We start from the raw sequence: 14,391 nt of genomic DNA, 5'->3' as shown, positions 1-14,391 counted from the left end.
TAATCTTTAATTGTCATGAAGATAAGGGCTATTGTAACTAATTACAATGCCTGAATACTGTTTTCGTCAATAATTGCTGAAAATAGCTGCTGAAATTGCACTATATTTTCATCTGAGGTAATCACATCAATTGCTTGCTGGTGACGGCCTACATCAATTTTTTGCTGAATTAAATACGGTGAGTCAATAACCCCTTGAGCAAAATTAATACTGAGTGTGACGTTATGCTCATAAATACTTGAAAGTGCTGCATCGAGCTTTTGTCTTAGCATTGGTGTATCAAGGTGCTTTTGTGACTCATCCACGTCGATATGTAAATTGTTACCTTGTTTGGTAAAAATAGAATGCAACGCAAATTGGCGCATTCTACCACCTAGACCCATTCGCTTGATTAAATAAGCCCATTCATCTTGTTGATGAGCAAACCGGATTTCACTAATTGGGCTTTGAAAGTCATCAGGAACTGGAATGCTAGGCTCTTGTGTAACCACTTCAGGCTTTTTTTGTGGGTTAATTTGCTCAAGTAACTCAGGCGCTAAATTTTCAGTAATTGTTTGATGCTTTTCTTTAAAGTCTACTTTTTTTGTTACGACTTGATTATTTGAGCGCGTTTGGCTCCCCGTCTCTGGGAGCGCTGGCTTTTTTACGGTTTGGCCTGGGTCATCATTCGACCAAGGTGGCGCATCGATAGTCGCTGATTGCCGCTGTGCTGCCTGTTGTGGCTGTGACTCAGCCAATGGTGCTTGAGGTTCAGGTTTAGAGCTATTTTGCGCAGCATGCGTAACTGGTTGCTCAGTGGTTTGCGTACTTTTAATATTCGCACCAGACAACTTACCTGCGCCAGATATATTTCTATCACGTAGGATGCGCGCTATGGCTGATTGTGCTTGTGACTCTTGTTGTGCAATAGAGGTGTGCGGTTCACTATTTTGGCTATTAACGTCAGGTTCAACATGTGTTGTATGAGTATGCTCATTAAAGCCTTGATCTACAGCGCTGCTCATAATGTCATCAAACTGTGACGCTAAAGTCTGTTCTGCGTCGCTGTGCTGTTGATAGGCATCATCTTGACTTTGGGGTTGAACGTGTTCATCACTGTGGGTAACTTCAGTGTTTGGTGATGCCTCTGCTGCATCTACTTTTTTTACTGCTGATGCGTGTTCAACACCTTGTTCATTATTGCTGTGCTGCTCTACTTGATTGTCCGCTGTCGTTTTATTATCAGACTGCATTTGATCAGCTGAATTAATATCACGGCTTAATGACTGTACATCACTATTTGTATCGACACTTGGACTTTGCTGCACCGCTTTATTTTTATTAATAATATCGCGAAGTGCACTAGCTCGCCCCGCTTTGTTTTGTATTGGTTGCGTTGTGCTTGGTGGTGCTTGTGTAGACGTCATTCCTGCTGGCTCAAAGGCAAGTAGCCTTAGCATGATCATCTCAAAACCAAGACGTGGCTCAGGCGCCCATTGCAAATCTTTTTTACCGTTAAGTAATAACTGATAGTAAATTTGAGTTTGTTGGCTGTCACTTGCTTGCGCTACTTGCTGGATAAACTCTGCATTATGTTCATCTAGCTTAGCTGCATCGGGCACTAACTGAGTTAACTGAATAAGGTGTGTTAAGCCAATTAAATCATCAAGGAGGGCATTATATTGTGGATTTTGACTCGCAATTTGCTCTATTTGGGTCATTAACAAGGCCCCATCTTGAGCTAGTAACGCAGCTAACAAATGTTGACTGTAATGGTTATCCATTAAGCCCAACATGTTTTGCACTGACTGGTGTTGTATATTGCCGTTGGTTTGGGCAATAGCTTGATCGGTCAGGCTAAGCGCATCGCGCATACTGCCATCAGCGGCTTTAGCTATAATTTGTAATGCTTGAGTTTCAAAACTCAATTGCTCCTCACCCAACACGTACTCAAGTTGTTGCAAGATTTCAGATTGCGACAATGCATTTAGGTTGAACTGTAAACAACGCGATAAAATAGTCACCGGTAATTTTTGTGGATCAGTGGTCGCAAGTAAAAACTTTACGTGTTCCGGTGGCTCTTCAAGGGTTTTTAATAACGCATTGAAGCTGTGCTTAGAAAGCATATGCACTTCATCGATAAGGTAAACCTTATAACGGCCGCGAGTTGGTGCGTATTGCACGTTATCAAGGATTTCACGGGTATCTTCGACCTTTGTTCGAGAAGCAGCATCTATTTCTAGCAGATCGATGTAGCGGCCAGATTCGATATCTTTACAGCTACTACACTGGCCACAAGGTTCAGACGAAATACCTTCGTCGCAATTCAAGCTTTTAGCGAATATACGTGCGATGGTGGTTTTACCCACTCCGCGAGTCCCAGTGAATAAATAAGCATGGTGCAGTCGGTTTTGTGTTAACGCATTAACAAGCGCTTGTTTCACATGTGACTGACCGACCAATTCGTGAAAGGTCTGAGGACGCCATTTTCTCGCTAGGACTTGGTAACTCATTTAATTATTCGCCTTCGAATTCAACCAATTTAAGGATGTTAATCCCCATTTTCTCAATGCGTTGCTCACCACCTAGTTCTGGTAACGAGACAACAAAGGCAGCATCAGTTGCATTGCCACCAAGCTTATTGACTAATTTTGCTGTTGCTTCAATCGTACCACCCGTAGCTAATAAGTCATCAACTAAAAGGACTTTATCGCCAGGTACTATCGCGTCTGTATGAAGCTCAAGCACATCTTCGCCATATTCAAGTTGGTAATCTTGAGAAATAACAGCGCGAGGTAATTTACCTGGCTTACGTACTGGAATAAACGGAATGCCTAATGCGTATGAAAGTGGTGCACCAAAAATAAAGCCGCGCGACTCTGTACCAATGATTTTAGTAAAACCTTGGTCTTTATAGGCGTCTATGAATTCGTTGATTGTAGCTTGGAATGCTGCAGGGTCAGCCATTAACGTAGTTACATCGCGAAACATAATGCCCGCTTTCGGGTAATCTGCAATAGTGGTAATGCTGTCTTTAATAATAGAAGGAGTAGTCATAATTTAAGCTGTTTGATTGTTTATATTACAAAGCCAGCAATTATAACACTAGAAATATGGATTGTCGGTAAGAAGTTAACTAATTAAAATATAAGGCCGCAATAGCAGCCCATAACTTATAAACAAATTAAGAAACTGTAGTTATCCAGCCCAAAATTGCGTTCAAGCAGCCAATCCCAACAAAAATTGCTAAAAATGCTAGGAAATACATTGCATTAAACGGGTCTTTAAAATCTTTATCTTCTGACATGGTACTACCTTTATTAAGCGCGACATTTTAAAGCGCACATAATAGTCCATGTAAAATAATCATTAAAGCCTTTAAGCTTGATTTTTTGTCACGATCACACCTTTTTTAGCCATCGCTTGTAATGTTTGATCAGCCCCAATACTAACTTGCTCATAACTAAACTGAGGTGCATGTTGAATAACCTGATGGCAAAGTTGATCAAACAAAATCGCTGGTGACGCTTCTATCAACGATAACAAAAGCGCAGTCATCGGGTTAGTTGTCAAAAAATGTACTTCATCGTCAAGGTCTCTATAAACAACAAAGTAATTTGGTTGGCTGGTTGGTGCTACCGGTTGGTGATCAACACTTATTTGTTGAACCGCAAATTGATAGCTTAAATTACGTGCTGTTTGGCTAAAATACAAAGGCGTTACAGCCAGTGCTGTGTCGATTAAAATCTCACAGTCATCTTGTTGGCAAATAGACACATCAAGCTCCACCCATTCATAATGCGCCAACTCAATCATGAAAACCGGATCTGTCGCTGTTTTTACATACCCATGACTGAGGTAGTTAATAAACTCCCCTGCTATATCTAAAAAGTATGGTGATGAACAATCATGTTCAACAAAAAAACGTCTTATCAACGTATTCCAATCAGACGTTGAATACAATGTTTTTAAAACTGGGAAACCAGATGAAATAAAACCTTCAATATTATTAAAAAATAAATCGCGATAAATAGCCATACGACGGTCTTCAATCCCTTCAGGGGCAGGCTGGTTTGAAGGTTGGCGAATATGCGCCATAAAGGTATTTTGAATGTCTTGAAAACTCATAATGTTAAGCTCGCTTTTGTTTATTTACACCGTGCTTAGCTTGCAACTGGTTTATAATATCAAGCTCTTTGACTAACACATCCATAGCCGGAATATTAAAGTCACGCTCTAATAGCGTAGGAAATACACCATGAATTTCATATGCTTTATCTAAAAGGTGCCAGACAGGATCTATAACATCAGCACCATGTGTATCTACAATCAAATCATCAGCCTCATTGTAATGCCCCGCCACATGACCATAGTCAACTCTCTCACAAGGTAATCCTTGTAAGAATTCAAGTGCGTCATAACCGTGGTTGACTGAGTTTACGTAAATATTATTTACATCAAGCAAAAGTTTGCAATCAGCTTGTTCTAAAACTTCGTTGGTAAACTCAAGCTCAGTTAATTCTTGGCCTGGCGCTGCATAATATGAAACGTTTTCAATCGTAATTTGTTGTTCAAGAATATCCTGTACTTGCTTAATTCTTGATACAACGTGCTTAACTGCCTGTTCAGTAAAGGGGATCGGCATTAAGTCATACATATGACCTGCGCCTGAGCAGTAACTTAGGTGTTCGCTATAACGCTTAATACCATGATCGATAAAAAAGTTTTTCAACGCTTTGACGAAATCAATATCAAGGGGCGCGGGTGAACCAAGCGAGAGTGATAAGCCATGGCATACAAAATGATGGTCGTTGGTTAATGACTTAAATTGCTTTTTAAAACGCCCTCCTAATTTAAGCCAGTTTTCAGGGGCAACTTCCATAAAATCAATTTGCTTTGGAACGTGAACAAGGAGCTCATCCAACATTTCTCGGCGTAAACCAAGCCCTACCATACCAAATTCATCTTTATTAGCTATTGCCATAGATACTCCCTAATTTAAAAAGGCCCGCAAAGGCCTTTTTAATAGAATTAACTTAATGCTATCGCAAAGTGATTAGTGGCTACCGCCACATTTACCTTCACCACATTTACCTTCACCACATTTACCTTCTTTCTTAGTTTTTTTATCGCTTGATTTAGTATCACCACCGCATTTCCCTTCACCGCACTTACCTTCGGTTTTAGCTTTAGCATTTTTTGTTTTAGCATCGCCACCGCACTTTCCTTCACCACACTTACCTTCAGTTTTAGCTTTGGCGTTTTTTGTCTTTGCATCACCACCACATTTTCCTTCACCACACTTACCTTCCGTGGCATCCACTTGATAACCTGTAACAAGTTCTTGATACTCAAAAGGGTTTGCCTGTGCATCTGTTGATATTAAACTTGCACCAGTGATCACTACTGCACCTAATGTTAATGCGATTGAATTATTTTTTACTGTGTTCATAATCAGACTCTCTATTTTTACTCAACGGGTATACTTAATAGACCCTGCATAAAAGAATAACTTTCACAAAAGACAGAAATAATATTATTTTTATTGTACACATAAAGCTATTAGTGATTTATCAATTTAGGCGGACAAGGTAAACTACGCCACCAGTTTTACAAATAAAGTTACACCCAATGAGATTAGTATTAGCACCAATGGAAGGCGTAGTCGATTTTAAAATGCGCCAATTACTTACCGATATTGGTGGCTTTGATTTGTGCGTAACTGAATTTGTCAGAGTAATTGATGCTTGCTTACCTGATAAAGTATTTAATCGCTACTGCCCTGAATTGCAAAATAATGGCTTTACTCGAGCCGGCACACCTGTACGTATCCAATTATTAGGTCAAGTTGCTGAGGCACTTGCAGAAAATGCAGTTAAGGTCATTGAGCTGGGTTCTCATGGCGTAGACTTAAATTTTGGCTGCCCAGCAAAAACAGTAAACCGCAGCAAAGGCGGCGCAGTGCTTTTGAAAGATCCTGAGCACATGTATGAAATTATTAAAGCTGTACGTGAAGCTGTGCCAAAGGATCACCAAGTTAGTGCCAAGATTCGTTTAGGCTTTGATGATGACAGTAATAGCCAAGAAATTGTCGATGCTGTTGTTAGTGCAGGTGCAAACAGTATAGCTATTCATGCTCGCACCAAACGTGATGGCTACAACCCACCGGCTTATTGGGAAAAAATTCCTCCACTAATTGAAGGTAAAGCAATTGACGTTGTAGCCAATGGCGAAATATGGCAAATATCAGATGCATTGTTATGTCAACAAAGAAGTGGCTGTACTGATCTCATGCTTGGACGAGGTGCACTTTCACATCCTGATTTGGCAAAAAAGATTAAAGCACAGATTAATGGTGAGCAGTACCAAGGTTTACAATGGGAACACATTCTTTATCATATAATTCATTCATCGATGCATCATGACCCAACTAAAGATGAGAAATATTTTGCATCCCGTACCAAGCAGTGGCTCGGTTATTTGAAACGTGAGTATCAACAAGCACATGCTTTATTTGATGAGATTAGACGTTTAAAAACCAAAGAAGATGTCGCAGATGTACTAAAAAAATACGCAATCGCACCCTAAATTGATACATATCATATTTCGCTTCACTGAATTTATGGATAATACTTTCATTATTCAGTGAGGAAGGCCAACCATGTACCAATCTCAGCAAATTTTAGAACGTTTAAATAGTGAGCTTGCTTTAAAGCGTCAATCTCTATTGGCGGCTCTCGCACAATCAAATAACCTAGCCCATCATTCACTTCTACTTACTCTTGAAACAAGCAGTCCTGAACATTGGCTAGAATTAGCAGAGAAACAACTGGGCTCAGAATACAGTGAGCTTATACTTCGTTTAGAAAAATTAGAGGCAGCAATTTGTCAGATTGAGATAGGTCAGTATGGGTATTGCTGTGACTGTGAAGAAAAAATTGATGCACAGCGTCTTTTAGCAGATCCTGCTAATCAACGCTGTAGAAATTGTGAACCAGACTAACGCTAGTTAATCCACTTTCAATAAACTTGCAAAAGAAAAGCTAAACGCAGGATAAAAAACAATATCATGTACTAAATACTGTGCTGATTCTGATGATAAGTTTAACCTTTTTGATAAATTAACCTTTGCTTGTTGCAACGTCCATGCATGATAGTGAATTCCTATATCGGTTTCCATCATTGCCAACCAAAAGTACTTTTCATCATCGGACATACTTTGAAGAGCACGTGATGTAGACACAGGTAAATTATAATAACCTTGTGACCAGTCATACCCCGAGGCCATATCAAGCGGTTTACTCTCAAGCCACTGCTCTAACACTGACTGGCGATGTTCTTGCTGTAATGTCAATGTGAACGGTATATTATCGATGTTTGCTAACTCTTTTTGAATTTTAACCAGCCACTTTAAAGGAGCATCGGTTTTACCCGCAAAGTAATTGAGCTTACTTTGATACCAAGATGAGCCATTTGGTAAGCCATGCAAACCAACACTGCCTCTTGGTGTGTATTGCCGTAAATACGTATTAAAGCTATTTAAAGACTTAGTTAAGCCTTCAGATAAATCATCCCGACTTTTAAGCTCAGTCAAACGTAAGTGAAATTCTGCCAATTCTATTTTATTTAACTTAAGCTTGCTTTGTAAACCCAATGAGAGTTGTTCGGCTGTAAAATCAATCCAATCGGAAATTTGCTGCTGTGGCATACCACTCTTTAGCATATTCTCAACCACATTTACCTGAGACGGCCATGGAAAATAGCGCGCAGGAAAGCGCTCACTGATGCTTAAATAATCAGCTAATTGTTGTGTATTTTCATCCAACGTCAACGCTCTTAATGATTTATAAATAGTATGACGTTGTTCTAAATACTGCTCTGAAAAGGGTAGTTGAGCAAGCTTGATTGCTCTAACAGACATAGGTGTTTTATTCGGCTGTAGTAATACATTCTGTATTTTAATTTGCTGATCTATTTGCTCTATGCTCGAATATTTTAACTCGGGTTCACTACAACCCCAGAGTAATAAAACCAATATGCTAACTGCTAGATTTTTAATCATTTTTTATCCAAATGAAGCTTATAAATTGAGAAACTGTATAATTTTATATGTTTATATTAGGTATAAAAAAAGCCCCATAGGGGCTTTTTAAATTGAAAAGCGTTATAAATTAAATTTTAACACCGTTGCGAGCGGCTTTATCTTTAATATATGTAGACCAACCTTTAGCAAACTTACGTGTGCGTGGGTCATCCATAGCTTTTACAATTGCAGCATAAGCTTGCTTATACTTTTCTTGATAGTAATAGGCTTCTGCTAAATCTGTGTATATAGTTCCTTTTTTATCAGAACCTAATTCCAGAGCTTTGTTCAAACGAACAACGGCAGAACTATAATTTTGCGACTGAAGTAATAATGAACCTGCTTTACGGTAAAGCTCAGCGTCGTCATCAAACTTAGCGGCTTCTTCATAGAACTTAGCTGCTTTTTCAATATCTTTTGAGCGATGATAGTTACTGGCTACTGCGCTGACATTTTGTTTATTGCGCTTCACAATCTTATCATTCATAGACTTTTCAAGGATTTTTGCAGCCTTGAAAGGAATTTCATTCAAAGAATAGAAGTTAGATAAAACTTTATAATCAACTTCAGCTTCAAAATAACCATTTTTGTAAGCTACTTCCATTGTTGAAAGACCTTTTTTATAGTCTTCCGTTTGAAGGTAGTACTTACCTAAGCTTACCCACGCTTTTTTATCGTCAGGCCAGATACGTACAATTTCTTCGCCAACTTTAACCATATTTTTATAGTCTTTAAGTTCAAAATACGAACCTAACTTAAGTTGGTAAGGGCCTTTATTTGGCTCTTTTTGAAGTTTAATTGCTTTATCTGCCGGCTCAAAAACATCACGGAATTGTTCTAACTGGTAATTAGCTTGAGCAATACGGGTATAAACCGTTGCATCTTCTTCACCAGTAAAATCCATCCATCTAACGTAAGCTTCTTTAGCTTTTTTGAACTGCTCAGTACCAGCATACATATCACCTAATGTTTTTAAAGCTTGCTGTTGATCAGCAAAGTTTAGAACATCAGGGGCTACAGCTAATTCTAGGTGCTTAATCGCAGTTTTATACTGCTCTTTTTGACCATACATACTACCTAGGTAGCGATTAACTGTTGCCTTGTCAAAGTCATCTGAAGGGTCAAGCTCTTTAAGCATAGCAATTGCTTCATCAAGCTTATCTTCATTATACAAATCAAATGCTTTAACTACTTTTTTACCAGTGCGCTCACCCATGATTTTAGTTTTTGCTTTCTTACGCTCTTCAATCTTGGCGTAATCAGGCGCGGCTAAAACTGGTGCAGTAATCACCGCACCCGAGAGAGACATAAGTACCGCAAGTGCTGTTACTTTAGATAAATTTCTCATTACTTGCCTCCTTAGTTGCCTTGGTTAAGTTTAAAGTCTAGCTGAACTTGTAAACCAACTTGCTTTTGTGGTTTACCATCAATAATTTTAGGACGGTATTTCCACTTACGCAGTGCACGTTTAGCTTCTCTATCAAAAATACGTTTAGGGTCTGCGTCAATTACTTCAACGTCTGTAACCCCACCCAATTCATCAATTGAGAATGAAAGTTGTACCCAACCTTCTTTACCATCACGTGCCGCTTGTGTTGGATATTTTGGTTCAATTCGAACGATAGGTGTCGCATCACCATCACGTCCGAATGCACCTGGACCACTTAGGCCACCAGCCGAACTTCCCACATCGATACTACCCATATTAAATGACATAGCACCCGGATTAGGGTTGTTGTTTTCCGGCTGAGGCGGCTGCGGTTTAGGCGGCTGCTTTGGCGGTGGTGGAGGCGGAGGCGGAACACGCTTCCTCTCCTGCACCTTAGATTCAGGCGGATTCGTCATAATTTCGACTACGATTTGTTCTTTTTGCTCCGTGTTACGGTCAGCCCCACCAGAGATGAGGAAGGCCATGAAGTAGAACAAGCCGAAAGTAACTGCCCCACCTGCAATCAGTGAAAACAGAAAACGAATCATTACTGATCTCCAGCTATTGAAATTCTCAGGTTGTCACCCGTCGCTTTGATCTGGTCCATAACTTTAACCACAGTGCCATGTTTTGCATCTTTGTCAGCCTGCAAAATTACAACATCTGTAGGTTGTTCTGCTAATAAACTTTCGATCTTTGCTGAAACACGTTCAACATCAACTTGTTGTTTATCAATCCAGATCTCGCCGTTGTCACGAATAGCAATGAAAATGTTAGCATTTTTTTGCTTCGTAGCTTGGGCCGCTTTTGGTTTATTGACCTCGATACCAGCCTCTTTAACGAACGATGTAGTTACGATAAAGAAAATAAGCATGATAAATACGATGTCAAGCATCGGCGTCATATCTACCGCTGCTTCTTCTTCTTCACGAAAACGTTGTTTACGTGCCATATTTAATTCTCTCTCTAGTGATGAGGCATGCTATCTATAAGTTTGGCTTTCACCATTCTCGCTCTTGCCTCAAGGCGTGAGCTAAAGAAAACTCCAGATAGTGCCGCAACCATTCCAGCCATTGTTGGGATTGTTGCCATTGAAATACCAGATGCCATTAAACGTGCGTTACCAGTACCTTGGGTAGCCATGGTTTCGAAAACCGATATCATACCCGTTACTGTACCCAGTAAGCCGATTAAAGGACAAATAGCTACTAATGTTTTAATCAACAACATACGCTGATCTAATTTTTCAGACGCTTCAGAAATCCATGCTTCACGGATTCTGTGTGCGTACCAAGACGTAGTGTCTTGGCGGGCATCCCACTTTCCTACAATTTCCTTCGTCATACGAGGAAACTCAGAAAGTAAGAACCAATAGCGCTCAATCATTAAAACCCACATAAGAAAGAGTGCTATCGCGACCACGTATAATACCTGGCCGCCTGTGCCAACAAAATCCCTGATAGATTCCCAGATCTCCATCAGGACTAGCATTAGGCTTTCTCCTTCTCCGCGTGAGTAGCAACGATACCCGCGCTTTGCTCATCAAGGATGTGTAATACCGACTTACTGCGACCCGCTACAACAGCGTGAAGAAGGATAAGTGGTAATGCAGCAATTAGACCTAGCGCAGTAGTTACAAGTGCTAGAGAGATGTTACCTGCCATGATCTTCGGATCACCTGTACCGAACAATGTGATTGTTTGGAACGTTAAGATCATACCGATTACCGTACCTAGTAGACCAAGTAGTGGCGCGATTGCAGCAAGGATTTTGATGATGTTGATACCAGCTTCGATGCGAGGCGTTTCACGAAGAATCGCTTCATCAAGTTTAAGCTCAAGGTTTTCAACGTCTTGGTTTTTGTTCTCTTGATACACTTTAAGGATACGACCCAGTGGGTTGTTACCGTTTGGTGTAGACACATTTTTAAGTTGGCTCTTGATTTTGCTCGTAGTGATAGTTAAATCAACAAAACGAACTAAGAAGATTAATAGACCAAATGCTAATAAAGCAGTGATGATATAACCAACTACGTCACCTTGATGGTAATATTCCATCAGTGACTTCTTCTGTGTATTGATACGTAAGATAGCACCACGTGTAGGATCCACGTATACGCCTGCATAGCTATCAGCAGATGTAGCAGCTAAATCATCAATACCTGCAAGGATGAAACCGTCTGGTTGCTTACCTAAAGGTTGAATAGACTTAGTCTCAGGTGAATAGATTAGGTAACCGTCGTCTGTAACTAAGTTAAAGTTACCGATACGCGTTACTTTCTTCACAGAAGAGTTACCGTCAAGACCTGCAACTTCAGTTTCAAATGTAGAAACTTTCGCTGACTCAGTCATTTCAGTTTGTAGTGCAATCCAAAGCTCTTCTAGTTCACGAACTGTAGGAAGCTCTTTAGCTGCTGCTAGTGAACGTAAGATTTCAGCACGACCTGGCTTTTCAGCAGATACAAGTGATGCTTCGATAGAACCGATTGCATCTTGAGCTGCACGACGTACAACACCAAACATCTCACCTAACGTGCCTTGAGCGTTTTGAAGAGCTTGCTCTTTTTCCGCTAAAGTATTTTCGTTTTGTGCATATTCTTTAGTTAGACGATCGCCACGTGCTTTTTCAGCCGATAACTGGCTTTTCGCTTTATTAAGTAACGCTTGCTTATCAGCACGAGCTGAAAGGAACTCTTGCTCACGTTGCTTATTGATTTTGCCTTCAGAGATACGCTCTTGCTTTACTTGCTCTAGGATTTTATCTAAAGCATCAGTATTTGCATGTGCATTTAACGCGGTACCTGCAGAAACAGACAGTACTGCTGCAACAGCAAAACCTTTAAATAGTTTCTTCATTATTGATTACTCCGCGCCAAAGATAGGTAGTTTAACAAGTTCTAATGTCGCTTGCTTACGCGCCATACGAATAACTTCTTTAACAGGTTTTAGGTACTCTTCACCTAATTCTTTCCACTGTTTAGTGTTGTTATCCCAAACCCACGCATGCTTTAAGTCGAAAGACTGTGCAACATAGGTGATACGACCTAGCTGGCCGAAATCAACATTGATGCTTTTACCATCGATTTCAAGCGTACCTTGAGAAGCCGCAACTAGTGAGCTGTAAGCAGCTTCAATAGTGTATGACTCTAGTACTTGACGGAATTTCTCTGAAGTTGTTACAGAAGAAGAAACCATTGTTTCACGTAATCTCTCAACACGCGCTAAACGAGTGTCAATGTTAAACGGAACGTCCGCTTTGATGAATTGCTCAAGCGTATCGATCATGCGATACATCAAAGGCACAACGTTTTGTTTAGTGTTGTCGATAGTCGCAATCTGGCGATCAAACGATTCGATTTGTGCATTTTGGTCTGCGACCAAACGTGCAACGTGATCGTTGTATACTTTCAAAAGCTCAGTTTCATCAACAATGCCACGGTACTCAGCGATAAGCTCTTGAGTTTGACCGTATACGTTGTCAATTTTAGTTTGAGACTTAACCGCAGCCGTTTGAATTTGTTGACCTGCTTTTTGCACGTCATTCAAAGGATCTGCAATCACATTGCTGCTTGCGAATGCAAAAGCGCCAACCAACGCAGTTGCTACAAGACTCTTTCTGATTTTAACAGACATAGTTCCCAACCAATTAAGTAATGTTACTTTTATAATTTAATTACCTCCCGAAGGAGACAACCCTGATATCTTTTAATAGATATCAACCCTCCAATAATGCTAAATGCAATGCACGCTGTCAACTTGATGTTTCGAATAAAACGTAAATAAATAACAAATAAGAATAGAAACTAAATTCAAAAAAACAGAGGGTTAACACAATAGTAACAATGCTGAATGGCAACTTTATGCAAACCCCACTAGTAGTAACGGTTTTATAAGTGAATTTTAAATAAAAAACATAAATGTAACATTTTGTGATGGGCTAGAAATGATGGAAAAAACTTCAAGAAAAATTTAGTCTAGAGTAATCATTCAGTAAAAAAGCGTATTTATTCAGCTAACATTATAAAAACTGGGATTGTTTCCCGTATAAAATTACACTTTTTACTTAAACGTGAATTGATATTTACAGTTTTTTTGAATGAGGATCGTTATTTACTAATTTAGCAAGTGAAATCACAGAGTCGACTCCAAGCTTTTCGAAAATTTTAGTCTTATACGTGCTGACAGTTTTATTGCTGATAAACAGTTTTTCGCCTATATCCTTATTAGAAAGTCCCTCAACCAGGTAACTCATTACTGTTAGCTCCCTATGCGTTAAAATTTGGTCAATGTCTTTCTCATTAATGAGTAAATCGTCTTGAGGAAAAAACGTAAACCCTCTCAGGATAAGCTCAACCGCAGAAGTTATATCTTCTAAACTCTCAGCTTTATTTATAAAGCCCTGCGCACCTAGTTTAGCTGCGGTTCTAATAATGTGTTTATCTTGTTTTGCAGAAAGAAACAGTACCTTTCCTTTGTATCCCTCGAGTAAAGCACGCTTAAAAAGGCTAAAACCATCAGATTCCTCAAGTTCAATATCAAGAATGAGAAGCTCACAGTGATAATTTTTTATATGATCTAGTGCTGACTTTTGATCTGCTACTGCATAGATGTCATTAACGAAAGGTGATTTGATCAATGCTGTTTTAATTGCAGCACAAACCATTGGGTGATCATCAACAATTAGTAGATCATTTGTTGTATTCATTCAGTAATAAACCTTTACTTAATATATTTTTATTATCTTAGCCTAGTGTAAACCAGATTAAGAATAGTTCCTTGTATTAATGAGCTTATGTTGATTGCTACACACTAAAATTGGATAGTAAATATTAGTACCTAAATAGCAATGAATAATAGTTATGAATTAAATGCTCAATACAACTATTCTAATCTCTTGGCTT

At 39.4% G+C, this 14,391-nt stretch carries 16 protein-coding genes; 2 read left to right on the top strand and 14 right to left on the bottom strand.

The features are described 5' to 3' along the window. Window positions 1–41: 41 nt before the first annotated feature. The 6 genes from dnaX to QMA12_RS01575 form a co-directional block, all read right to left on the bottom strand. Window positions 42–2,492 carry a DNA polymerase III subunit gamma/tau gene (gene dnaX / locus QMA12_RS01600; protein WP_290208786.1) on the bottom strand — a complete coding sequence of 817 codons (2,451 nt, stop codon included), beginning with the start codon at window positions 2,490–2,492 and terminating at the stop codon, window positions 42–44. A 4-nt stretch (window positions 2,493–2,496) separates the two neighbouring features. Then, window positions 2,497–3,036 carry an adenine phosphoribosyltransferase gene (gene apt, locus QMA12_RS01595; protein ID WP_087531721.1) on the bottom strand — a complete coding sequence of 180 codons (540 nt, stop codon included), beginning with the start codon at window positions 3,034–3,036 and terminating at the stop codon, window positions 2,497–2,499. A 127-nt stretch (window positions 3,037–3,163) separates the two neighbouring features. Next, on the bottom strand, window positions 3,164–3,286 hold the full coding sequence (locus QMA12_RS01590; RefSeq protein ID WP_254911145.1) for a hypothetical protein: 123 nt from the start codon (window positions 3,284–3,286) through the stop codon (window positions 3,164–3,166). A 71-nt stretch (window positions 3,287–3,357) separates the two neighbouring features. Then, window positions 3,358–4,107 carry a putative DNA-binding domain-containing protein gene (locus QMA12_RS01585; protein ID WP_087531722.1) on the bottom strand — a complete coding sequence of 250 codons (750 nt, stop codon included), beginning with the start codon at window positions 4,105–4,107 and terminating at the stop codon, window positions 3,358–3,360. A 4-nt stretch (window positions 4,108–4,111) separates the two neighbouring features. Then, window positions 4,112–4,933 (bottom strand): DUF692 domain-containing protein, encoded by an 822-nt coding sequence (locus QMA12_RS01580; RefSeq protein WP_087531787.1) that lies wholly within the window; start codon window positions 4,931–4,933, stop codon window positions 4,112–4,114. Between the two features lie 102 nt (window positions 4,934–5,035). Then, window positions 5,036–5,431, bottom strand: coding sequence for a hypothetical protein (locus QMA12_RS01575; protein WP_290208787.1), 396 nt, complete (start codon window positions 5,429–5,431; stop codon window positions 5,036–5,038). Between the two features lie 179 nt (window positions 5,432–5,610). Here QMA12_RS01575 and QMA12_RS01570 point away from each other — a divergent pair, with 179 nt between their 5' ends. Together QMA12_RS01570 and QMA12_RS01565 are read left to right on the top strand one after the other, a co-directional pair. Beyond that, window positions 5,611–6,567 carry a tRNA-dihydrouridine synthase gene (locus tag QMA12_RS01570; protein ID WP_087531724.1) on the top strand — a complete coding sequence of 319 codons (957 nt, stop codon included), beginning with the start codon at window positions 5,611–5,613 and terminating at the stop codon, window positions 6,565–6,567. 73 nt (window positions 6,568–6,640) lie between these two features. Next, complete coding sequence (locus QMA12_RS01565; RefSeq protein WP_087531725.1) at window positions 6,641–6,982, top strand: TraR/DksA C4-type zinc finger protein; 342 nt, start codon at window positions 6,641–6,643, stop codon at window positions 6,980–6,982. Window positions 6,983–6,988: 6 nt separating this feature from the next. Here QMA12_RS01565 and QMA12_RS01560 read toward each other — a convergent pair whose 3' ends face one another. The 8 genes from QMA12_RS01560 to QMA12_RS01525 form a co-directional block, all read right to left on the bottom strand. Next, window positions 6,989–8,041 (bottom strand): hypothetical protein, encoded by a 1,053-nt coding sequence (locus QMA12_RS01560; protein ID WP_290208789.1) that lies wholly within the window; start codon window positions 8,039–8,041, stop codon window positions 6,989–6,991. A gap of 109 nt (window positions 8,042–8,150) precedes the next feature. Further along, on the bottom strand, window positions 8,151–9,410 hold the full coding sequence (locus tag QMA12_RS01555) for a hypothetical protein (RefSeq protein ID WP_087531727.1): 1,260 nt from the start codon (window positions 9,408–9,410) through the stop codon (window positions 8,151–8,153). Between the two features lie 11 nt (window positions 9,411–9,421). Beyond that, window positions 9,422–10,039 carry an energy transducer TonB gene (locus QMA12_RS01550; protein WP_087531728.1) on the bottom strand — a complete coding sequence of 206 codons (618 nt, stop codon included), beginning with the start codon at window positions 10,037–10,039 and terminating at the stop codon, window positions 9,422–9,424. Then, window positions 10,039–10,443, bottom strand: coding sequence for a biopolymer transporter ExbD (locus QMA12_RS01545; protein WP_087531729.1), 405 nt, complete (start codon window positions 10,441–10,443; stop codon window positions 10,039–10,041). The genes QMA12_RS01550 and QMA12_RS01545 overlap by 1 nt, the downstream gene beginning before the upstream one ends. Window positions 10,444–10,457: 14 nt before the next feature. After that, entirely contained in the window at window positions 10,458–10,982 is a 525-nt protein-coding gene (locus tag QMA12_RS01540; protein WP_087531730.1) for a MotA/TolQ/ExbB proton channel family protein, read from the bottom strand. Then, on the bottom strand, window positions 10,982–12,346 hold the full coding sequence (locus tag QMA12_RS01535; RefSeq protein ID WP_087531731.1) for a MotA/TolQ/ExbB proton channel family protein: 1,365 nt from the start codon (window positions 12,344–12,346) through the stop codon (window positions 10,982–10,984). Before QMA12_RS01535 ends, QMA12_RS01540 begins: the two co-directional genes overlap by 1 nt. Before the next feature lie 6 nt (window positions 12,347–12,352). Then, window positions 12,353–13,123: a DUF3450 domain-containing protein gene (locus QMA12_RS01530; protein WP_087531732.1), complete on the bottom strand. Its 771-nt coding sequence runs from the start codon at window positions 13,121–13,123 to the stop codon at window positions 12,353–12,355. A 448-nt stretch (window positions 13,124–13,571) separates the two neighbouring features. Then, window positions 13,572–14,195, bottom strand: a complete 624-nt coding sequence (locus QMA12_RS01525; RefSeq protein WP_087531733.1) for a response regulator transcription factor — start codon at window positions 14,193–14,195, stop codon at window positions 13,572–13,574. Window positions 14,196–14,391 lie beyond the last annotated feature (196 nt).

Source organism: Pseudoalteromonas sp. APC 3893 (genome assembly GCF_030408095.1).
Lineage (GTDB): Bacteria > Pseudomonadota > Gammaproteobacteria > Enterobacterales > Alteromonadaceae > Pseudoalteromonas.
Note: the sequence above shows the minus strand (reverse complement) of the source record. Positions and strands in the feature narration are given on the sequence as shown.